Here is a 20,608-nt window from a genome sequence, read left to right on the forward strand (position 1 = left end):
CGGCGATCATGCGCTGGTAGATGCCCCAGGTCGCCTCGACCTCGACGTGCTCGGACACTGCGAACAGCGCGTCGAGACGTGCTTGCTGTCGATCGGTGAGCAGCCCCGCGCCGGTGTGGAGGGTGCGGCGGGCCTTGTAGAGCGGATCGTTCTTGCGCCCGCGCCGGCCGTGGAGGCGCTGCTGGACGCGGCGGCGGCAGACATCGAGCGCGTCGCCGGCGAGACGGACGACATGGAACGGGTCCATCACTGCCGTCGCTTTCGGCAGTTCTTCGCTGGCGGCGGTCTTGAACCCGGTGAACCCGTCCATCGCGACGACCTCGACCCCGTCCCGCCAGTGCTGAGGACGGGACGCGAGCCAGTTCTTGAACACCGCTTTCGAGCGGCCCTCGACCATGTCCAGCAGCCGCGACGGGCCCGTCCTGTCGCGCACCGGGGTGAGGTCGATGATCACGGTGACGTACTTGTCGCCGAGGCGGGTGTGACGCCAGACGTGCTCGTCAACGCCGATCACGGCGACGCCGTCGAATCGGGCCGGATCATCGATCAGCGCCCGCTTGCCCTCTGCGAGGATCGCGGTGTTCGTCGTGTGCCAGCCGACCCCGAGACCCGCCGCGGCGCGGGAGACGGTGAGGTGATCGACCACGACGGCTTCCAGCGCCCAGCGCATCCCGCCGCGGGACAGCTTCGCCCCGGGCTCGGCCGCCGTGGTGGTGTCCTGCCGCCAGACCCGCCCGCAGCCGGAGCACTTGTAGCGGCGAACACGGACCAGCAGCGTCGTTGGCCGATGCCCGAACGGGACATGCGCCAACCGGCGCGTCACCGTGTCGCGAGGAGCGCCCTGGGCCCCGCAACGCCGGCACCACGGATCCGGCTCGAGGACCCGGCACTCCAGCACCGTTCGCTCCGGGCTGCGGTGCTGGCCGACGACGACCAGGCCAAGGTCATCGAGATCGCAGAACGTGGTCAGATCGGGGGTCGTGAAAGTAGGGTGAGGCAACGTCGAGGTCTTCCTTCGGACGGTCGTGTAGGAACTTCCATCCTGGAAGACCTCGACCCCTACCCGGCGACCGCCCCGCGCCCACGGCTACACCTTCATCTGCGAAGAGCCTATATACTTCTCTCTCGTTCCTAAAATGAGGGCGAATGAGGGCTACATCAAGTCAAGCGTACGAATCGACAGCTGGACAGGCTCAATTCCTGGCATTACCGTGACATCGAAGCCTTCCTGTGGTGGAAGTTGCACGGTTGTGAGTAACAATTGGAAGATTGAGAGTTATCCGCTGGTCAACTCTGCCTCCAAACCTGACGGTTCGATGTCGTTCAAGACGACCCTTGGAGGCAAGAAGGATGTCAAATCCGCTTCGGGCATGTACTCGTTCGAGATGTGGGTTGGTTCGGAGAAAGTCCTCTCCGGTAAGCAGGTTCACAAGATGCGGTGTGACAATGCTGCATACGGTTATTCAATTGGCTGCGTGATTCCAGACTCTCCGGCGACGCACCTAGTGAGCAAAACTGGGCAGGAGCAGTATCACGCGCACCTGTTGAAAGCTAAAGCCGCCGGTGTCGTAGGCTTCTATAGCACCAATATGCTTCGACGCAGCATGGACACCTACACCAAGACTGCAAACAACAAGAAGGCCTGCGGGGCAGGCAGTGGTGTTCCGAGTCCCCGACCTGCAGGTATGCAATGCGACGAGTATCCATTTGCGAGTACGTACAATGGCGCTGCTTCTTCATCGACGACCAGGACATACAATGGTTGTGGGCTTCTGAACATGCCCAGGGAAGGTGCATACCCGAGTCGGTGTCTTATACTTGCTGAGCACAATCAGTCAGGTGGAAACAAGCTCGCTGTCTTCTATCTAAACAATCGAATGGCAGACTTTGAGCCGTTCTGGATCGACATTAGGTGAGGGTTGAATGAATCTTGAAGTGGAGTACGGCTTCTTCGTCGTCGAAATCGGCGAGCTGCCATCCGATAAGCCCCGTGAGGACTATATTCTTAGTCCCTCGAAGCACCAGCGGCTTATCCTCGCCGAGGCGGGGCTGGTCACTGTAAGTACCGGCTGGCCGAATGGGCAGGTCCAGGTGGATATCGACTTCCTCGAACACAATCCGGGGCGCCCCGTCCTCGAGAGTGGGCAAGAGATGCAAGAGATCTCCATTCGACCATTCGGTACAGACATCGTGCTCACCTCACCGGGGTCGATCGAGACGCCGGACACAGTTATTGGCTCATCTCCTTCAGGGTTCTATCGATTCCGCTGCATCGCTACAGGGCGAGAGCGCGACAACGAGGATTCAGTGGAGAAGTACCGAATTGAGATTTGGCCGACTTTTGGAGTCGAAGCCGAGGTCTTAGACAACATCCGGGACATGTACTGATATTGTCCTGGTGCCCCCCTGAGCGGTAGGAAGTGCTCGGAGGCTTTTCGAGGGCCCGTGCGCGTTGTGATGACAAGTCGGCACTCGTGCACGGACCAAAAGCAAGCCTGGAACAGCTGGCAGCATTCACGAGACGAGGGCCGGAACCTGTTAGTGGGTTCTGGCCCTCGGGCTTGGAGAACGTAATTCCGTTCCGGCGTTCAGCGCTGTCAGGGGCCAAGAACGCAGGCGACTAATCGTCAGCACGTCCGATTTCTATCGGACGGTGCGGGTTCAGTCGGGTGCGTGTCATGACGAAGATGGCTCCGCGCTGGGACACAAACCCGTGCTCCAGCAATGCGAGCGAGTGCGACTGTGATGCACCTGCTGTGCACTAGTGTCGCGTTTCTGAAGTTGGTTGACGGTTCGCTTTCGCGAGGATCTCGTCGCTGGTCTTGGTCCAGACGAGTGGGTGCTTTCGGTCGTTCCAGCCAGTGATGAACTGCCGGATCTTCGCGTTGAGGTCTTTCACCGAGGTGAAAATCCCGCGACGGATCGCTTGCCGGTCGATGATCCCGAACCACACCTCGACCAAGTTCAACCACGACCCGGACGTCGGCGTGAAATGAACGTGGAAGCGGGGTCGTTTCTCGAGCCAGGTCTTGACCTCTGGCGTTTTGTGGGCTCTTCGCAGATGAGGGTGTAGTCAGGATGCGCGCGGCGATTGGTGGATAGGGGTCGAGGTCTTCCAGGATGGAAGTTCCTACGCTGTCCACCGGAAAGACCTCGACGTGTTCCACGCTACCTTTGCCGCGCCCGATCTGACTACCTTCTGTCGCCTTGACGAGCTCGGCCTGCAAGCTGTCGGGCAGCGCCTGGAGCCGGATCGGGCGGTGATCGAGTGCCGGGCCGTTGAGGCTGATCCGTGGTGTCGGGGGTGCGGCGCCGAGGGCGTCATTCGGGATACGGTGATTCGTCGTCTTGCGCATGAGCCGTTCGGTCACCGGCCCACGACGCTGCAGGTTCGGGTTCGTCGATACCGGTGTGATCATTGCAAGCGCACCTGGCGGCAGGACATGTCGAAGGCATCGTCGCCGCGGACGAAGATCTCCCGAAGCGGGGTGCGGTGGGCGTTGGAAGCTCTCGTGGTCGACCATCTCACCGTCTCTCGTGCCGCCGCCGGGCTTGGGGTGTCCTGGCATACCGCGAACAGCGCGATCCTCGCCGAAGGCAAGCGACGTCTAATCGATGACCCTCACCGTTTCGACGGCGTGAGCACCATCGGTGTCGACGAGCATGTCTGGCGTCACACGCGCAAGGACGACAAATACGTCACGGTCATCATCGACCTCACCCTCGTGCGGGACAAGACCGGCCCCGCGCGACTGCTGGACATGGTCGAGGGACGCTCGAAGGCAGTGTTCAAGCAGTGGCTCGCGCAGCGGCCGAAACAGTGGCGAGATCGGATCGAGGTCGTCGCGATGGACGGGTTCAGCGGCTTCAAGACCGCCGCCGCCGAAGAGCTGCCCGACGCGGTCCCCGTGATGGATCCGTTCCACGTCGTCCGCCTCGCCGGCGACGGGCTGGATCGGTGCCGGCAACGCGTTCAGCAGGCCACGCTCGGGCATCGAGGCCGTTCGGGCGACCCGCTCTACAAGGCCCGCCGCACCCTGCACACCGGCGACAGCCTCCTCACCGACAAGCAACGCGCACGCCTTCAAGCACTATTCACCGGTGATGATCATGTTGAGGTTGAAGCGACCTGGGGAATCTACCAGCGCATCGTTGCCGCCTACCGTGAACCGGACAAGACCAAGGGCAAGCAGATGATGCAGGCCGTCATCGACGCCGTCACCAGCGGTGTTCCCACCGCGCTGATCGAGATCCGTCGCCTCGGCCGAACGTTGAAACAGCGCGCCGCTGACGTGCTCGCTTACTTCGACCGCCCCGGCACCAGCAACGGCCCCACGGAGGCGATCAACGGCCGCCTCGAACACCTCAGAGGCTCAGCGCTCGGCTTCCGAAACCTGACGAACTATGTTGCCAGATCGCTACTCGAAGCCGGAGGATTCAGATCCCACCTACACCCTCGATTGCGATGAGCCGGATATCCCGCTCGGACCAGGAGGGGCGACAGTGCAGCGCCTCAGCGAGACGCGGCTCTCCAGGACCGCGACTGGCCTGCAATCGATCAACGGAAACCGCGAAGAGCTTAAGGCAGCCGTTGAGGAAGCCCTCGTGGCCGCAGGGCGATCGTTGCTAGGGGCAACATATGGCTCGGTGCGAGAGCTACGCGAAGCGCTCGAACGAGCCGTGCAGGAGCACAACAATCGTTTACTCCCGTTGAACGAACTGAGCGGAACCGATGTCCCTGACCTTCCCGCGCTTCCCAACATGCACGACTACCTCGAAGAAGTGCGGCGCGCCGACAAGGTCGAAAGTGCGCTACTCCCACTGTTGACTGCTGTTGTAGACACTTCTGAACTCGCCGAAGTCGATCATTCAGTAGATTGTCCCGTTTGCCTGACACCGGACGCGCTCAGTCCGGAACGCATCGCCGAAATTCGCGAGCGTCTACGAGATACCAACAGTCTCTCGGCCTCCGCGGCAGCGGCTGAAAAAGAGCTCAGTTTGTTTCAATCTAGGATAACGGAATGGGAAAGCCGTGTTCGTGAATCCCGGCCGACAGCAGCCGCGTGGGGCCGGATACGAGTAGATGAAGTTATGTCCGCTGCGGCCAATCTCGGCGAAGACGTTGTAAAACAGCTCGAACCGGCGATAGCGCGCGCCGTCGACCTCGCGAAGTCATCAGTAGTCATTACAGATTCGGTGACCGCAGTGGTTAGTGACGTGAATCGCTTGGTCGAACTTGTTCGCCGTCGGGCGCCCATCCCTGAGACTGCGCGTCTAGACCTTGCGCCGACGAAACAGGCGCTAGCTGACTACCGGATAAGCCTCGCTGACGACGAGCCGTTGCGCGCATTAAACCAGACGGTCGAACCTATCCTGCGATCTCGGCTACAGTCCGAGGGTATTTCTGAGTTGCTGGCGGTCACAGGACTGATTGATGAGTTCGTAGACGAACGGTATGTGGCAATACGTCGTCAGGCAGCTGTCGTTCGCCTCCGACGAGTGGACCGCGCCTTGCAGAAGGCGGCAGCCACCGTGCTTGACAAGCGTTTCGCGGCGATGAGTGAGGCTATTGAGCGATGGTGGAGTACCATCCGCCCAGAAGAACTCGTTAGTTTCGCGGGCGTGAAAAGACGGGCTTCTGGGGCAGTTTTTGTGAACCTGGTAGCTGCGCTGCAAACAGACCTCCACGGTGAAACTGTTGAACGGGACGCGCTTGGCATATTTAGCGACTCCCAACTCAACGCACTGGGTTTGTCCACGTTCTTAGCCCGCAACGAACTAGTTAAAGCGCCGTTCGTGTTCCTAGATGATCCTATTCCAGGTAGTGACGGTGAGCATCGTCTTACGTTCGTTCAGAACACCCTCGCATCCCTACTGGACGCGAATGTTCAGGTTGTCATTACTACCTATGACCCTAAACTGGCGGAACATGCTCAAACCGTTAATGAACATCATCAGCCCATCACTTACGACCTCACTCTCACCAACGTTGTTGAGGGGACCGAACCTGCCCAGACTTCAGACCAATTTAGCAATTACATGCTCCAGGGCGAGGATGGCGTGAACGCGCCTACCGCGGTTGGGCGGGCGAATTCATCAGGCGCATACCGGGCTCATCGCAATCGAGGGTGTAGGTGGGATCTGAATCCTCCGGCTTCGAGTAGCGATCTGGCAACATAGTTCGTCAGGTTTCGGAAGCCGAGCGCTGAGCCTCTGAGGTGTTCGAGGCGGCCGTTGATCGCCTCCGTGGGGCCGTTGCTGGTGCCGGGGCGGTCGAAGTAAGCGAGCACGTCAGCGGCGCGCTGTTTCAACGTTCGGCCGAGGCGACGGATCTCGATCAGCGCGGTGGGAACACCGCTGGTGACGGCGTCGATGACGGCCTGCATCATCTGCTTGCCCTTGGTCTTGTCCGGTTCACGGTAGGCGGCAACGATGCGCTGGTAGATTCCCCAGGTCGCTTCAACCTCAACATGATCATCACCGGTGAATAGTGCTTGAAGGCGTGCGCGTTGCTTGTCGGTGAGGAGGCTGTCGCCGGTGTGCAGGGTGCGGCGGGCCTTGTAGAGCGGGTCGCCCGAACGGCCTCGATGCCCGAGCGTGGCCTGCTGAACGCGTTGCCGGCACCGATCCAGCCCGTCGCCGGCGAGGCGGACGACGTGGAACGGATCCATCACGGGGACCGCGTCGGGCAGCTCTTCGGCGGCGGCGGTCTTGAAGCCGCTGAACCCGTCCATCGCGACGACCTCGATCCGATCTCGCCACTGTTTCGGCCGCTGCGCGAGCCACTGCTTGAACACTGCCTTCGAGCGTCCCTCGACCATGTCCAGCAGTCGCGCGGGGCCGGTCTTGTCCCGCACGAGGGTGAGGTCGATGATGACCGTGACGTATTTGTCGTCCTTGCGCGTGTGACGCCAGACATGCTCGTCGACACCGATGGTGCTCACGCCGTCGAAACGGTGAGGGTCATCGATTAGACGTCGCTTGCCTTCGGCGAGGATCGCGCTGTTCGCGGTATGCCAGGACACCCCAAGCCCGGCGGCGGCACGAGAGACGGTGAGATGGTCGACCACGAGAGCTTCCAACGCCCACCGCACCCCGCTTCGGGAGATCTTCGTCCGCGGCGACGATGCCTTCGACATGTCCTGCCGCCAGGTGCGCTTGCAATGATCACACCGGTATCGACGAACCCGAACCTGCAGCGTCGTGGGCCGGTGACCGAACGGCTCATGCGCAAGACGACGAATCACCGTATCCCGAATGACGCCCTCGGCGCCGCACCCCCGACACCACGGATCAGCCTCAACGGCCCGGCACTCGATCACCGCCCGATCCGGCTCCAGGCGCTGCCCGACAGCTTGCAGGCCGAGCTCGTCAAGGCGACAGAAGGTAGTCAGATCGGGCGCGGCAAAGGTAGCGTGGAACACGTCGAGGTCTTTCCGGTGGACAGCGTAGGAACTTCCATCCTGGAAGACCTCGACCCCTATCCACCAATCGCCGCGCGCATCCTGACTACACCCTCATCTGCGAAGAGCCGCATACCGGCGCGCCGCGGAGCGGCTTGCCAAGCAGATCATTGCCACGAACCGGACTGCGTCGGGCATTCCGACTTCAGTCGCAGAGGTAGGCGCGGAGGCAAATACCCTCGGGGATTTAATCCCCTTGACGGTCCCGTTCATGTTGAGTGCGGACGAAACTGGGAAGTGGCGTGTCATACCTAGGGTCCTCAATCCAGGTAACCACGACGACGGTGCGCCCAGCAGTTCGGAGCTCAAAACTGTACGAGGTAACTTAAGGCAGTTTGCTAGGGCGCATCACGCTAAATGGGGCAAGCAATTCGTGCGATGATGACGACCCGTTGTCTGTCAGGTACCTGGGAATTCGAGATAGAGCCGCCTTTCTGGCCCGCTATTCCAGAAAGTAGGCGTGCGTCTTGGTCCTGGTGTCAAGCACCTCGTCTGGGGTAACGCCTGCCTGGAGTGCAAGCTCGACTGAACCGTGGAGAGCGACAGTGATGCTGGGTGCGAACGCTCGATCGAGGGTGTCGAGGTAGTCGGACATGCTTGTGTCGAGCTGCTGGATAAGCTCCTCGTACTCGTCTGCGAGCTGCCCGGCGAGAGTTTGCTGTTCGCGGAGGTAGCGCTCGATGAGTGCGGCCTCGCGTGCGGCAAGCGAGTCCTTGCCTGACTTATACATGATGGTGCCGACGGTGTTGCCGATGACGGCGCCCAGTACGGGCACGGGGATGAGTGCTTGGCCGATGAGCGAGGACAGGGCGCTCACTGCGGAGTCCAGGCAGACGAGTTCCGCGTTCTCGATGAACTCTGCTTCGGTGATCTCGCCTCGACGCAGTTGGTTGGCTTGTTCCGCGATGGCGAAGCTCGCGGTGACGACTGCACTGGCGACCGCGGCGGAGGTTTTGGTGAAGTTCGTTAGGGAGTAGATGGTGAGGCCGCGCACGCCACCCTTGGTGAAGCCCAGTCCTGTGGCGCCCGCGATATCGGTCCAGTCTTCGCGCGTGAAGTCTTTGAGCTGTGTCCCCTGCCGGCGCTTGTCGATGACGGTGAGCACGAAGGCGGTTCCGCCTTCGATGGCTGCGGCGCCGAGGGTCGCTTTCGCGCCTTCTTGAAGGGTCGCGCGGCTCGCTTGCGCGGCGTCTGTGCGGAGGTCCTGGTCGGTGGCTCGGAGGGATTCTTGCTCTGTCTCGAAGGTCTGCTCGTAGGCTCCGCGTTGCGCCTGGTGGTAGTCGAGTTTGGAGGGTTCGAGGGAATCGATGTCGACCGTGTCTTGGTCGAAGAAGGCCTGGACGCGTTTCCAGTCTCTGAAGGATGGCCCGTCGCCGGAACTGTTCAGGAGCTTGCCCGCGTCCTCGGGGCTCATGGCGTGCAGCTGCTGGATCGTTTCGAAGTGGTCTGCTGGGATCTGATACTTCGCACCGTTTTTGAGGAAGTCCGGGTACTTCTCGAGGTGGTCGGCGATCGCGCCGAGCCCGAGCCGGCCGCCGGCTGCGACGAACTTCTGCTGGATCTCGACGCCGTCGCGTAGGAGGTCCACCGGTCCGTTGTCGTTGACCCACTGGTACGCGGCTTCGCCACCGACGATCTTGCTGCGCGCGTTGCTGATACCGACTTCGGCGACCTCGGCGATGAAGCCATGCATGCCTTTAGTGCCGCCGCGGTTGGTTTCGATGACCTCGAGATTGATCTTCTTGATCGCCGAGTCGAGGGTGGAGAGCGCGTCCTTGAGGTTCAGGTCCTGCTGCCCGAGGGCGTCGAGGAGGGTATCCAGCCGGACTTGGTTGAGGTGACTGATCCAGGCGGCGACGGCCTGTTCCTGGTTGCTCTTGACGAGCTTGGGGGCGTCACTCATCGTTGCCGGCGGGAACAATGCGGTGCCCGAGCAGCGCTGCGCATGCCTTGGTGTTATTCACCAACGCTGCGAGCTGGGACTGCTGCGTCGAGGTCAGGGCGCGGAAGTCAGCTGCGTAAAACTGCAGGGCAGCGCTGTAGGTCTTGACTAGGAGTTCGCGTATCGATGCGGTTCGCTGGTGGAGGTCGCCGATCTGGGCGTCCATGGTGCGTACGAGGGCGGTGTTCTGCATCACGGCCTTCAGTGCTTCCTGTTTCGCTTCTCGGTTCTCGAACTTCTTCTTCGCGAACAGCGCGATGGAGGTGAGCAGTGCTGCGCCTGCCACGGTCCAGCCAATTGGGCCAGCGAGGGCGAGGAGTGCGCCGCCCGCGGCGGTGCCTCCCCCGCCAGCGGCGACCGCTCCCCCACCGAGCCATGCGATGGCTGCGTTGCTTGCGGCGGCGCCGGAGAGCGTGGAGATCGCTGTACCGGTGGATGCGGTCCCGAAGGTGGTTGCGACCCACATCGCTGCGGTCGGAGCCACGCTGGCGACCGCAGCTCCCGCGGTGATGCCCGCCCCTGCCCCAGCAGCTGACGCTCGAGCGGCTTGGAGGTCGTTCTGCGCGAATGCTTCAGCCTCGAGGAACTGCGCTTTCAGGATGTCGATCTCTTGGAAGTCTGTGTCAAACGATTTTGGGGTGTTGGCGACACTGTTCACGAGGAACTCGACGAGCTCGATGAGGTCTGTCGAACGCTCGCGCTGGCGCAGGAGGGAGAAACCCTTGTCGCTCATCGCGGTGAAGGCCGCGTTGTACTCTGCGATCGCGTCCTCGTACGGGTCTGACTTCGGGGCGTTTAGCTTCTCAACGGTATCGACCGTCGCGTCTTTCAGATCTCCAGCTTGCTCAACGAGTTGTGCTGATGCGTGACGCGCGAACTTCCCCAACCCACCGAACGCTCTCGAGAGGCCCTCCTTGGCCTCATCCAAGCCATCTCTGGCATCTTCCGACCTGACTGAGCTGTCCATTCGTGCCTCATATTCTTTTCGAGTTCTCGTGTGGCACGAGCGTAGCGAGCACCGCCGACATAGCGGGCAACGTGTGCGGTAGATGGGCGCTGCGTCAGCCCGAGAGGTTCTCGTGCGGCACTCCCCTACCGATAAACCCGCATCAGAGCTGCCACTTGCGTGCGGTCGTGCACATGCGCGCATGTGCACAACCGCACAAGTTCCCATGCATTCCGCTAGTGCTGATCACTGCGGAGCAACCGTGACGCATCCATGCGGGGTCCTGAAATCAATGAGCGCGCGAGTGCCTACGCCGTGCGACGGACTCCATGTCGAAGAAAGGATGCGCTACCCAAGACACACAACCCGCGCGTGCGCATGTGCACATGCGCGCACCTACACACGCGCACAAGCACACACGCGCACAACTACACAAGCGCACTTGTGCACATGTGCGCGGCGTGGTTTTATGATGCGATGAAGATCGCAGTAGTGAACCTCAAGGGCGGGACGGGTAAGACGCTGACGGTGATGCATCTCGCCGCCGAACTCATGAGCAGGCAGGAGAGTGTTTTCGTAGTCGATGCGGACCCGCAGGGATCCGCGCTGGATTGGGCGAACGCGCTGGATTGGCAAGCGACAGCTCATCCGAAGAACACCATCCATCGACAGTCCTGGCTCAGCGGCGTGGCTGACCATGTCGTGATCGACACTCCTCCCGGTGATCTGGGGGTGGCAACGTCGGCCATGCGCGCGGCCGATCTGATTTTGATCCCTATGCAGCCGACCGGGGGTGACTTCGCCCAGTTTGCTGAGACTGCGCAGTTGGTTGAGGAGGTGCAGGCGCTCACTGATGCGCATGCAGCGGTGTTGCTCACTCGAGTCGTGAAGCGCACGCTCGCCTCGGTCCAAGTGCGTGAGGCGCTCGAACCGTTCGGCGTTCCGGTCCTGGAATCAACCGTTCCTCAGGCTCAGGCGCTTGCAATGGCCTACGGGGCGAAGATCGCACTGGGCACTGCGTACGCAGATGTCTTGACCGAAATTCGGGAGATGAGCAAGTGAGCGAGAGTAAGAACATGTTCACCGCCGCGGGACGCACTGCGAGGCCGCAGCGCGCCAAGGCGGGGGAGCGAACCCAAGCTGCGGCGGTTGAAGAGGAATCGGTCTACCACTCCGCACGAGTGCCTCTCTCGCTTAGTAAGGAGATCAAGAAGCTCGCGCTCGAGGAGGGTACGTCGCAGCAGGCGCTTACAGTCGAGGCTCTGCGGCTGCTCCTTGCTAGCCGAAATTAGGACACTGGCGCCGCACCTAGTCCCACATGTGCATAAGTGCACGCACGCACATGTGCACATGCGCAGGTCTGCACACACGCACGTGTGCGCGTGTGCGCGTGTGCACGTGTGCACGTGTGCGCGTGTGCGCGTGTGCACACGTGCGCGGAGGCCGACTTATCAGGTTGAGTGACAGTCGGTCGGCCGGATGTAGGCGGGCGTTCGGCGCCTGCTGGAAGTTGCCTGCTGCTGCGTGACTTCTTGCACGCGTGGTCCTGCACGTTCCGTGCAGTTCATCTAGCCCCCCGAGTATCAGTATCCGGCTTTATCGAGGCAGCGGTGCTAAGAATCGTGTCAGGTGAGCTGGCTCTGAGGAGGGATGACGGATGGCTACTGGCGACGTAAGCACGTATAGCGAGGACGGTGTTTGGAAATCGAAGGTTGAGGGGAGCTCGCGTGCTGCGCATGTGGGTGGCACCAAGTCCGAGCAGGAGGCAGTCGGCCGCGACATGGCAAAGGCTCGCCGCGTCGAGCACACGGTTCGTAAGCTAGACGGCACGATCGGCAAGAAGAACTCGTACGGCAACGACCCGAATCCGCCCCGGGGGTGATGGACGCTGGAGGGTGTCTAGCCCCTCGGTGTAGCATGGTGGTTACAACGGGCCGGCTACCGGAACGTTGCCAGCCAAAGGCCCCGCACTGCGGGGCCTTTGTTTTATGGTGTCCACGTCCAGCTGTGCGCGGTGGCCGCGTCGAGGTACTTGCCGAGCCGGTTCATCGTGGACGCGGCTTTGGGGTGGGACTCGGCGACTGTTCGCCGTCGGCGGTGGAGGTAGACCGCGAGGTCGGCTGCTTGCAGTCCGGCGGAGTCCCTCGATGAAGCAAACTGGATCGGTGCCGAGATCAGGTCGAGCTTGCTGGACCTGTATCCGGGGGTGCCGATGAGCTGGTAGCTCTCGAACTGCTTCTTGTGATCGTCTTGGGTAGAGATCTCGTCGGCGACGACGATGACCTGTTCTTTGTCGAAGACGTGGAAGTCTCGTCGGTGCTCGTTGACGCGTTCGAGCAGATGGCTGAGCACGATCGAGTGGGGCTGATCGGGGTACTTGTAGCGGGCGTTGAGTCTTTGGACGTCGACTCCGCGGAACAGGTACCTGACGCCGGCAGCTTCGGCCGCGTGGAGTGCCGCTGCGTAGATGTTGGCTGCCTCGCGGTGGCGGCCGCGGAGGGGCTTCCAGTCACCTGACCCGCCCATGAGTTCGTGGCCGTGGAGCTCAGCGTTGGCGGGGACGCCGTAGTCGTTTGCTGCGCGTGTGCGGATGGTGTCGTAGGCGTCCTCGAGCACCTCCCACTGTTCTTGGGTCATGATTGCGGCGCCGATGAAGTAGAAGTCCTGGGTGTATGACTCATCGACGTAGGCGATCAGCACGGTTGGTTCCTCTCGCTGTCGCGTCGGTCTTGGTTCTTGGTGTGTGTTGTCATGCGGGCGGTCTCGTCGCTGCCTTGTTCTGCGCGGACGAGGGGGGAGTGGGCCGGACGCGTTTCTTGGCGGCCTCGCGGAGAGCTTCGCGTCGTTCGGTAGAGAAGTCTTCGAGCAACGTGTGTTCGGAGGCGAAGCGTCGCCCTTCGGGCGCGTTCGCGTCCTTGATCCATCGGTCTCTGCTGCTGAGCAGGTTCTTCGCGCGCAGCTCGGCCAGTCCCTTTTCGGTCGTTGTACGTGAGATCCCGTACCAAGCCTGTGCCTGGTCGATTTTCAGCGTCGTTGTCGACGTGGAACCGGTCTCCTTGAGAAGGATCAGCAGCGCGGCAAGCGCCGGCCAGGACAGCGTCGCGTAGAGCTCTTTGGTCCAGAGCTCGTGAGGTACGACCAGGTACGAGTCAGCACCCTTGCCCGTCGGAGCTTTGTAGGGGCCGGCCCCGGCTTCTGACCGAGGTGTTACCCGGATCAGGCGCCCTTGCCGTGGGAGCTCGACGAGGTCGAGGGCCTTGAGTGTTCGCCATGCGTTGGACAACGACTGTGGGTTCCAGGTGAGCGCGTTCTCTTCGTCGCTGGTCAGGAACCGTATCCAAGCAGAGGCTGAGATGGGGGCGTCTTCTCTCGACAACCAGGGCCAGTTCGCGAGCAGCGCGAGATAGAGCACCGTGGCTCGGTGGTTCCTGGTGAGCTTCGCCAACGTGCCGGGCCGACTGCTGTGACTGGTTTCAACTCGGGTCTGTACGAACGAGTGGCGAAGCTTGGTGTACCCGCTCTTGGTGCGGTCGAGGTAGATCTGCCGCGTCTCTGAGGGAGAAGCGGGATCTTCGTTGTCGGGATCTGGTTCGATGAGGTTCATGGGGAGAAAGTATCACCTGCTGGCCCTTGCAGATGTGTTCTGAGAAGAGCACCGTTCGAATTTCGCGACACTATATGAGAGTGCATGACTCCATATGAGATGCAGAGATGGCACGACGGCGTACTAACTTAGCCCCGCTTCGAGCGTGCCGTCGTGACGTGTCGCGCCGGGTCGCGGCTTGGTGCTGTTTTCGCCACGAATACCGTTGAACTTTGGCGGTCATCTCAGTTGAGGCCGTCAGCTGCTTGCGGTTGGTCGGTCGTGGTGGTCGCTCGCGGGTGCGGGGCTTCTCGTGGCAGCATCACGATGAGGGAGTCGTGGCGGCCGAGGTGCTCGCGTTCGGAGCAGCTCAGGGTGATCTCGGTCTTCGTCACTGTGTAGCTGCGGAGCATGCCTAAGTACTCACCGGTGACGGTCTCATACTCGCGCCCGATGCGGTCTGCGTTGACTGACGTCAGCTTGGACGGCTGGGGGTTTCGTGCCGCAGTCTTGCGTCGCTCTTTGGTGTCCGGGTTGCAGCGTAGGCAAGCGCGGTAGGAGCGCAGAGCTTCCACTTCGTCGAGGGTGAGCAGGTTGGGCCACTTCGCAACTCCGTCAAACCCCGTTCCCGAGTGCCAGGACCCGTGTATCTCGCCTTCCTGTTCCTGTTCCATCTCGTGGGCGACATCACGGTCGACCTGATGCCGGACCGTGGCGCAGGACGCGAAGTGCACCACGGGCGAAGAAGTGCCAACGGAGTTGACGAGGTACAGCTTGCCAGCGTTCAAATCGGCCATGACTTGACGGTTCTCAGCTGCGATACGTGCGGGCAGTTCGCGGTAATGCTGGCGTTCACGGGCATCGATGGTCGCTGCGAAGCGGACAGCGTCGTCGTAGGCGGCCTGTTGCCGCGGCGTCATCTCAAAGGTGATGACGCCCTGCGCCATGAGCTCCATAGCTGATTGCTCGCGAGCAAGGTGCTCCATGCGTAGCACCGCATCTGACTTCTTGAGGGGCATGGAGAGATCATCTCGCACGGTCCCGCTCGCTAGGCTCACGCCGCCTCGGCACGCGCAGCAAACTCGCTCGGTCCTCCTCGACGAGGTCGTCGTAGCGAAGCGACGTGAGCGTTGTGTCGAAGAAACCCACCGCGTGCGCGGCCTGCAGCCGGCGCACCTCATCTTCAGTCGCTGGTCCAGATGGGTGCTGTGAATCCATGCTCGATGGTCGCGGTGACCACCGACAAAGAGACATCATCGCGCACGACCAAGCAGATGACGTGGGGTGTCGTCTTGAGCGGTGCCCTAGAGGCTAGGGAGTCCTGAACGGAGCGGCCTGCGGCCACGCTCTGTTCTGTCACGCCTGCGGCGCTCGTTTTCTTGCCTGGAAGCCTGCGGCGATTGTACGGACGCTCCGTTGCGCACAAGCCCGCCACACGCTCCTGCGTCGGAGTGTCGGGCCCGACCGTCGAAACCGGCTCCGCACGCTCCGCCGGCCCCGACGCCCGGCCCTTCGGGTTGCTGCTCCACTCCTCGTCCTGATCGGCACTGCGTGCCTTCCAGGCAAAAAAACGATGGAGAGATGGGGAGTACATGATGAACAGTCACACAGCCACCGAGACGGCCGCCGAGGTGGGGGAGCGGACGCGTAGCGTCCTTACGATCACTCACACCCACGAGGCCGGAACATTGATCGAGGGCACAGCTCGCGGCGATGGAACCGCCGCTGTCCTGAAAGAGCAGCGCTGGCGCTGGAGCCGCAATCTCGGAGCCTGGTACGTGCCGCAGAGCCGCGACCGCCGCCCCAAGCACCACGTGATCCGCCCGACCGTCGCAGCGCTGGAGGCGGCAGGCTTCGAAGTCACCACGGAACTCGACGAGACCACCCGCAGCGCCGCGGAGGTGGACGCCGCCCGCACGGAACGCGCGAACGACCGTGCCGCAGCGCTCGACGAAAAGGCCGGCCGCAAGGCAGCCGACGCCGAAGCGGCTGAGCTGCGCCGCCAGCGGGACTACAACAGCCTGCCCGAGGGTGGGGAGCCCATCAAGATCGGGCACCACTCTGAAGCGCGCCACCGCCGCGCCCACGACCGCGCCTGGTCGAGCCTGGGGAAGAGCGTCGAGGCCGACCGCGCCGCCGAGGAAGCCGAACGCCGCGCGAGGATAGCGGCCAGCGCCAACAGCGCCCGCCACAACCCGGTCACGGTCGCGAACCGCATCGAGAAGTTGCAGGCCGACGAGCGGCGCATGCAACGCCGCATCACGGAGCAGACGTACTCCTACGAGCACGGCTACCAGGACGCGACGCCCGAGAAGCAGGCCCCACGCGCGGAAGCGCTCGCACAGCACCTCGCGGAGCTGCGCGACCAGATCGAGTTCTGGGAAGGCATCAGGGCCGAGCAGATCGCCAGCGGCAAGGCGACCGACTACGGCCGCCACAACGTCGCCAAGGGTGACGCCGTGCAGGTCCGCGGCACCTGGTGGATCGTCGCCCGCTGCAACGCGAAGACGGTCGCCGTGGAGACCGAGTACAGCTGGACGCATAAGACGCCCTGGCACGAGGTGCAGGACCACCGCACCGCGGCGCAGCTCGAAGAGGCCAAGGCCAAGAAAGCCGCCGCGGCCACCAGCTAGCCCCAATTACGGGGCCGCGTTCACGCGAGGAACGTGGCCCCGCACTCTGGGCACTGCATCGGCTTGGTCACGTTGAGTTGCAGGAGGCAGCGCGGGCAGCGTGGCCAGCCGAGCGAGTCGTCGTCGTTCATGCGGCGGAGCCTAGACCGCCCCAGCCCAGAGCGGAGAAATCATCCACAGGCGCGGGGAGTGGTCACGGCTCAGGCGACCTCCGGCCGCCGCGAGGGGGACGCGCCCCCTCGCGCACCCCCGAGTACACGAGGCTCCCCTTCGGGTCGCGAGTGATGCCGCTGCGCGGCCAGTGCTTTTTCACGCCTGCGGCGCTCGTTCTTTTACCTGGAAGCCTGCGGCGATTGTACGGACGCTCCATTGCGCACAAGCCGCGCTGCGCGCGGCCAGCTCCGCCGAGATTTTCGACCCGCGCTCGCAGGCTCGCTTACCTCGGGCCGAAATTCTCTCCCCCGCTGCCCTTCGGGTTGCTGCTCCACTCCTCGTCCTGATCGGCACTGCGTGCCTTCCAGGCAAAAAAACGATGAGAGAGATGAGAGAGATCACCCCATGAGCGCAATCATGCTGGCCCCCGAACATTTCAACGTCCTGATCTGGACCGCGATCCACGCGGCCCCCGCTGTCCCGAGTGAGCGGAACCTCGTCACCAACACGACGGCCGAGTCCACCCCGTACAACGGGGTTCGCAGCTGCGGACACATGGGCAACGTGCGCGAGCTCACCGCCGGCACTGAAACGGTGTACGGGCAGATGCTGGTCGACGCGAACGCCGCGAGCGTGAATGGCAAGTACGGCGAAGACAACGCGTACGTCTACGCCTACTCGCGGCCGAAATCCACCGAGTGGACGCCGCGCGAAGTGCTCTCCGCGCTCGACGGGTTCGAGTACCAGGCATGCGAGGTCGCGGACTGGGCGTCGAGTGAGGCGAAGCAGTTCTGCGACATCCTGCGCCGCCGCCTGGAGCGCCGCATCATCGGTAACGACGACGGCCCCTGGATCATCGGTGAGGACACGCTGCCTGCGCTCGTCGAGGAGCGCCACGCGAACATGCGACGCCGCGGCATCGCCTGACCCGGAGAGACGGCGAGGGCCGGGCGGTCTGAGAAACCGGCCCTCGCTTCCCCGACAGAGTGCCACACCGAAAGAGCGAGATCACCCCGGCCGCGCCCAGGCGACCTGGCGGCCGCCGCGAGGGGGAAGCATCCCCCTCGCGCACCCCCAGCTCACACGAGGCTCCCTGCGGTCGCGAGGGATGCCGCTTCGCGGCCAGTGCTTTTTCACGCCTGCGGCGCTCGTTCTTTTGCCTGGAAGCCTGCGGCGATTGTACGGACGATTCGTGGAGCACAAGCCCGCTGCGCGGGCCGGTTCTTCCGAGACTTTCGGCACGCGGTCGCAAGCTCCCTTATCTCGCGCCGAAACTCTCTCCCCCACCGCCGCAAGGGTTGCTGCTCCACTCCTCGTCCTGATCGGCACTGCGTGCCTTCCAGGCAAAAAAACGATGAGAGAGATGGAGACCCACATCATGGAACGTCCTACAGGAGCCGTCGCGATCAAGCTCGACGCAGACATCCTCCTCAACCGCGCTCGCGCGGCCGAAGCCGCACGACTCGAAGACGAAGTCTTCGACCCGGCAACGCTGACCCACGGGCCAGGCCCGCAGATGCTCATCGCGGTGGATCGCGGCGTGGCCGCCGTGATCAACGGTGAAGGCGTCGGGGAAGTGGAGCAAGATTTCGACCGCATCGACGTCTGGTTCACGCGCTCCGGCATGTGGGAGACGGTGCCGCTGTCGCTGGCCGACATCAACGCCGCCGCGACCGAAGAAACGATCGACCTCGCAGACGGCATCCGCCGCTTCGGAGATCGCCTCGACATGAACTTCTTCCGCTGGTTCGGCCGCTACGACCGCGACCACCGCCCCGCCTGACCGAAGAGACGGCGAGGGCCGGGTGCTCTGGAAAACCGGCCCTCGCAGCCCCCACAGATTGCCACATCGAGAGGACTCGAATCATGCTTGAACTCATCACCCCAACCGCCACGCTCACCGCGGACACCGAAGTCGAGCTCGCGTCCCGATGGGCCGCGCTGGAGAACGGCGGGGATTGGGAAGTCGACGTCATCCCGTTCGTCGAGCACAGCACCGTGTGGGCGTACGTCGAGGCGCTGGAGCTCGTGCGAGACGGCCACGTCGACGACCACACGCTGACCGCGACCATGGCAGGTGCGCGATGACCCTCGTCGGCCGCAACGAGGACAGCTCCGGGTTCTACGAGATCCACCAGGAGGGCGCCGCGCTCATCACGTACACGGGCTCGAGCTCCGACGAGCTCCAGGAGCTCGCCGTGCAGCAGCTGCGCCCCGTCGACCCCGGTAGCGTCGAACAAAGCGACGCGCACTGGTACGAGTACGGCACACACGGCCACCGCTGCGGCATCTACGAGGGAGACGGATTCGCCCGCATCAACGGCATCACCTACGAGCTCCACTAACCACGAACCACGACGACGCCGAGGAGGGCGCATGTTCACGCAGATCACCCGCACCGGGAACCTCACCAAAACCCCGACCCTGTTTCGCGACCAGGACGACGGCAAGTACACATACGCGAGCATCGCGTGCTCGCGCCGCTTCAAGGACAAGGCATCGGGGGAGTGGCAGTCCGGGCCGCGCATCGTCTACGACGTGCACGTGACCGGGAACCTTGCGGCAGCGGTCGTTGACCTCGCGACCAGGTGCGGAAACGTCGCGCTGGAGTTCACCGGCCGCCTCATCGAGGAGGCGGACGATTCCGGCACGATCCGGCAGAAGGTCTACGCCGACAACGTGACCGTGAGCCTGCGCGGCCAGAACGTCACCGTGGAACGCCCCAAGGGCAAGCCACGCCAGGGGCCGGACCTCGCCGCTGAAGCCAGCAGCGCGTGGGAAGAGCAGGCTGACTAGCGCCGCTCCGAGTCGCCGGCCTCGCTGCGGGCAGCGCGGGCGAGGGACCCCTCGCGCACCCCGGTTTGACGGTGGGATGTGTGTCGAGGCTTATCGGGGTTGCGGTGGTTCGCTGCTGCCGGCGGGTCTAGGACGGTTTGCGTGGTGCGGCGGTGACGAAGACGCGTTCTGCTTGGAGGAATGGTGCGTCTCGTGAGCCTGACGTGTGCTGTTTGATCCAGATGGTTTTGTGGGTCTGCTCGCGGGGGTACCACTGCTGTCGCTGGTGGGCCGATACTGGCCACCGGTGTTCTGGGCGTCGTCTGCGACGATTGCCTGCTTGTTCTGTGGCTTCGCTCGACAAAGGGCGGTACGCGAGGACAATTTCTGCGGGTGTTTTGGTCCCCGGAGGGGTGGGCGAGGGGTTCTGCTCCTGGTGAGTCGGGAGGGGAACCGTGGCGAGGCTTTGGTGGACGTCGTGGTGAGTGAGTGAGCTGATGGCGTGGACAAGCGTTGCGCCGTTGCCCCGTTGCTCGAGAAGTGAGGTGACGCGAGCCATTGGTGTTGCGGTGACAAGGTTCCCCCAAGGGGCAATCGCAACGATGTGTTTGTGCCAGTAGAGGAGGCGCTGGCCGTCTTCGAACCAGGCTATGCCGGAACGTGGGGTTCTTGATAGTTGTTCGTCGTTGGGGACTCGTTGGATGAGCTCCGGGAGAGTTCCGTAACGGAAGTAGCTCAGTGCGGAGTCGCGTCGGGCTTTGCGAAGGAGCGCAACGGAAGGTGTGTCGGCTGCGAATCGCAGCAAGGTTTGGAGAGCGATGTCGATGTTGGCCGGCATGCGTTGAGGTGTCCAACTAAGTGTGCGCGCATGTTCGATGTCTGCGTGCGGGACGGGCTGGATACCGGGGAAGCCCGTGGGCGAGTTGCTGCCTTCTGACCAGAGCTTGCGGAGTTGTTTCTCGACAGAGCTTTCGATGCTGGATGAGGCGCTTTTCACGAAGAAGCCGTTGTGGCTCATGAATTGCATGATGGTTCGCGAATCGATGCCGAGCTCGGAAGCGAGCTGGTGCACTCGGGTCTTGGGCATGTCGGAATAGTACGGGCGGTGGTGAC

21 protein-coding genes and 1 pseudogene are annotated in these 20,608 nt (G+C 62.9%); 13 read left to right on the top strand and 9 right to left on the bottom strand.

The features are described 5' to 3' along the window. A partial coding sequence (locus FHX72_RS17895; RefSeq protein ID WP_183626860.1) for an ISL3 family transposase occupies positions 1-1,000 on the bottom strand: 1,000 nt, incomplete at its 3' end. A 316-nt stretch (positions 1,001-1,316) separates the two neighbouring features. Between FHX72_RS17895 and FHX72_RS17900 the strand changes: the two genes are divergently transcribed. Then, a complete protein-coding gene (locus tag FHX72_RS17900; RefSeq protein ID WP_183626862.1) occupies positions 1,317-1,916 on the top strand; it encodes a NucA/NucB deoxyribonuclease domain-containing protein in 600 nt (199 codons plus the stop codon). A 7-nt stretch (positions 1,917-1,923) separates the two neighbouring features. Continuing rightward, positions 1,924-2,388 carry a hypothetical protein gene (locus FHX72_RS17905; protein ID WP_183626864.1) on the top strand — a complete coding sequence of 155 codons (465 nt, stop codon included), beginning with the start codon at positions 1,924-1,926 and terminating at the stop codon, positions 2,386-2,388. Positions 2,389-2,761: 373 nt separating this feature from the next. Here FHX72_RS17905 and FHX72_RS17910 read toward each other — a convergent pair. Then, positions 2,762-3,049, bottom strand: a pseudogene (locus FHX72_RS17910) (transposase); the annotation flags it as partial. Positions 3,050-3,158: 109 nt separating this feature from the next. On the opposite strand from FHX72_RS17910, the gene FHX72_RS17915 reads away from it, so the two are divergent. Together FHX72_RS17915 and FHX72_RS17920 are read left to right on the top strand one after the other, a co-directional pair. Continuing rightward, positions 3,159-4,469: an ISL3 family transposase gene (locus tag FHX72_RS17915; protein WP_183626866.1), complete on the top strand. Its 1,311-nt coding sequence runs from the start codon at positions 3,159-3,161 to the stop codon at positions 4,467-4,469. A 34-nt stretch (positions 4,470-4,503) separates the two neighbouring features. Further along, positions 4,504-6,180 (top strand): hypothetical protein, encoded by a 1,677-nt coding sequence (locus FHX72_RS17920; protein WP_183626868.1) that lies wholly within the window; start codon positions 4,504-4,506, stop codon positions 6,178-6,180. Here the strand turns inward: FHX72_RS17920 and FHX72_RS17925 are convergent. From FHX72_RS17925 to FHX72_RS17935, 3 genes are all read right to left on the bottom strand, one after another. After that, entirely contained in the window at positions 6,114-7,424 is a 1,311-nt protein-coding gene (locus FHX72_RS17925) for an ISL3 family transposase (RefSeq protein WP_183626866.1), read from the bottom strand. The genes FHX72_RS17920 and FHX72_RS17925 overlap by 67 nt on opposite strands. Before the next feature lie 481 nt (positions 7,425-7,905). Beyond that, entirely contained in the window at positions 7,906-9,366 is a 1,461-nt protein-coding gene (locus FHX72_RS17930) for a hypothetical protein (RefSeq protein ID WP_183626870.1), read from the bottom strand. Continuing rightward, positions 9,359-10,333 carry a hypothetical protein gene (locus FHX72_RS17935; RefSeq protein WP_221187055.1) on the bottom strand — a complete coding sequence of 325 codons (975 nt, stop codon included), beginning with the start codon at positions 10,331-10,333 and terminating at the stop codon, positions 9,359-9,361. The genes FHX72_RS17930 and FHX72_RS17935 overlap by 8 nt, the downstream gene beginning before the upstream one ends. Positions 10,334-10,828: 495 nt before the next feature. Between FHX72_RS17935 and FHX72_RS17940 the strand changes: the two genes are divergently transcribed. From FHX72_RS17940 to FHX72_RS17950, 3 genes are all read left to right on the top strand, one after another. Further along, positions 10,829-11,413: a ParA family protein gene (locus FHX72_RS17940; RefSeq protein WP_183626874.1), complete on the top strand. Its 585-nt coding sequence runs from the start codon at positions 10,829-10,831 to the stop codon at positions 11,411-11,413. Further along, positions 11,410-11,643, top strand: a complete 234-nt coding sequence (locus FHX72_RS17945; RefSeq protein WP_183626876.1) for a ribbon-helix-helix domain-containing protein — start codon at positions 11,410-11,412, stop codon at positions 11,641-11,643. Before FHX72_RS17940 ends, FHX72_RS17945 begins: the two co-directional genes overlap by 4 nt. A 365-nt stretch (positions 11,644-12,008) precedes the next feature. Beyond that, entirely contained in the window at positions 12,009-12,233 is a 225-nt protein-coding gene (locus FHX72_RS17950; RefSeq protein WP_183626878.1) for a DUF2188 domain-containing protein, read from the top strand. Positions 12,234-12,337: 104 nt separating this feature from the next. Here FHX72_RS17950 and FHX72_RS17955 read toward each other — a convergent pair whose 3' ends face one another. From FHX72_RS17955 to FHX72_RS17965, 3 genes are all read right to left on the bottom strand, one after another. Beyond that, entirely contained in the window at positions 12,338-13,051 is a 714-nt protein-coding gene (locus FHX72_RS17955; RefSeq protein WP_183626880.1) for a DUF3800 domain-containing protein, read from the bottom strand. A gap of 49 nt (positions 13,052-13,100) precedes the next feature. Next, positions 13,101-13,955: an ArsR family transcriptional regulator gene (locus tag FHX72_RS17960; RefSeq protein ID WP_183626882.1), complete on the bottom strand. Its 855-nt coding sequence runs from the start codon at positions 13,953-13,955 to the stop codon at positions 13,101-13,103. A gap of 224 nt (positions 13,956-14,179) precedes the next feature. Then, the gene (locus FHX72_RS17965) at positions 14,180-14,953 is read right to left on the bottom strand and encodes a hypothetical protein (RefSeq protein ID WP_183626884.1); all 774 of its coding nucleotides are present in this window, start codon (positions 14,951-14,953) and stop codon (positions 14,180-14,182) included. A 573-nt stretch (positions 14,954-15,526) separates the two neighbouring features. On the opposite strand from FHX72_RS17965, the gene FHX72_RS17970 reads away from it, so the two are divergent. The 6 genes from FHX72_RS17970 to FHX72_RS17995 all read left to right on the top strand — a co-directional run bounded on the left by FHX72_RS17970 (position 15,527) and on the right by FHX72_RS17995 (position 19,516). After that, positions 15,527-16,567, top strand: coding sequence for a DUF3560 domain-containing protein (locus tag FHX72_RS17970; protein WP_244964386.1), 1,041 nt, complete (start codon positions 15,527-15,529; stop codon positions 16,565-16,567). A gap of 558 nt (positions 16,568-17,125) precedes the next feature. Continuing rightward, a complete protein-coding gene (locus FHX72_RS17975) occupies positions 17,126-17,647 on the top strand; it encodes a hypothetical protein (RefSeq protein ID WP_183626886.1) in 522 nt (173 codons plus the stop codon). A gap of 451 nt (positions 17,648-18,098) precedes the next feature. Next, entirely contained in the window at positions 18,099-18,503 is a 405-nt protein-coding gene (locus FHX72_RS17980; RefSeq protein ID WP_183626888.1) for a hypothetical protein, read from the top strand. Positions 18,504-18,586: 83 nt separating this feature from the next. Then, positions 18,587-18,808: a hypothetical protein gene (locus tag FHX72_RS17985; RefSeq protein ID WP_183626890.1), complete on the top strand. Its 222-nt coding sequence runs from the start codon at positions 18,587-18,589 to the stop codon at positions 18,806-18,808. Next, positions 18,805-19,065 carry a hypothetical protein gene (locus tag FHX72_RS17990; protein WP_183626892.1) on the top strand — a complete coding sequence of 87 codons (261 nt, stop codon included), beginning with the start codon at positions 18,805-18,807 and terminating at the stop codon, positions 19,063-19,065. Before FHX72_RS17985 ends, FHX72_RS17990 begins: the two co-directional genes overlap by 4 nt. A 31-nt stretch (positions 19,066-19,096) precedes the next feature. Continuing rightward, complete coding sequence (locus tag FHX72_RS17995) at positions 19,097-19,516, top strand: single stranded DNA-binding domain-containing protein (protein WP_183626894.1); 420 nt, start codon at positions 19,097-19,099, stop codon at positions 19,514-19,516. Between the two features lie 127 nt (positions 19,517-19,643). Here the strand turns inward: FHX72_RS17995 and FHX72_RS18000 are convergent, their stop codons facing one another. Further along, positions 19,644-20,582, bottom strand: coding sequence for a translation initiation factor IF-2 N-terminal domain-containing protein (locus tag FHX72_RS18000; protein WP_183626896.1), 939 nt, complete (start codon positions 20,580-20,582; stop codon positions 19,644-19,646). Positions 20,583-20,608: the final 26 nt, after the last annotated feature.

The organism is Pseudoclavibacter helvolus (assembly GCF_014191305.1).
In the GTDB taxonomy this organism is placed as follows: Bacteria; Actinomycetota; Actinomycetes; order Actinomycetales; family Microbacteriaceae; genus Pseudoclavibacter; species Pseudoclavibacter helvolus.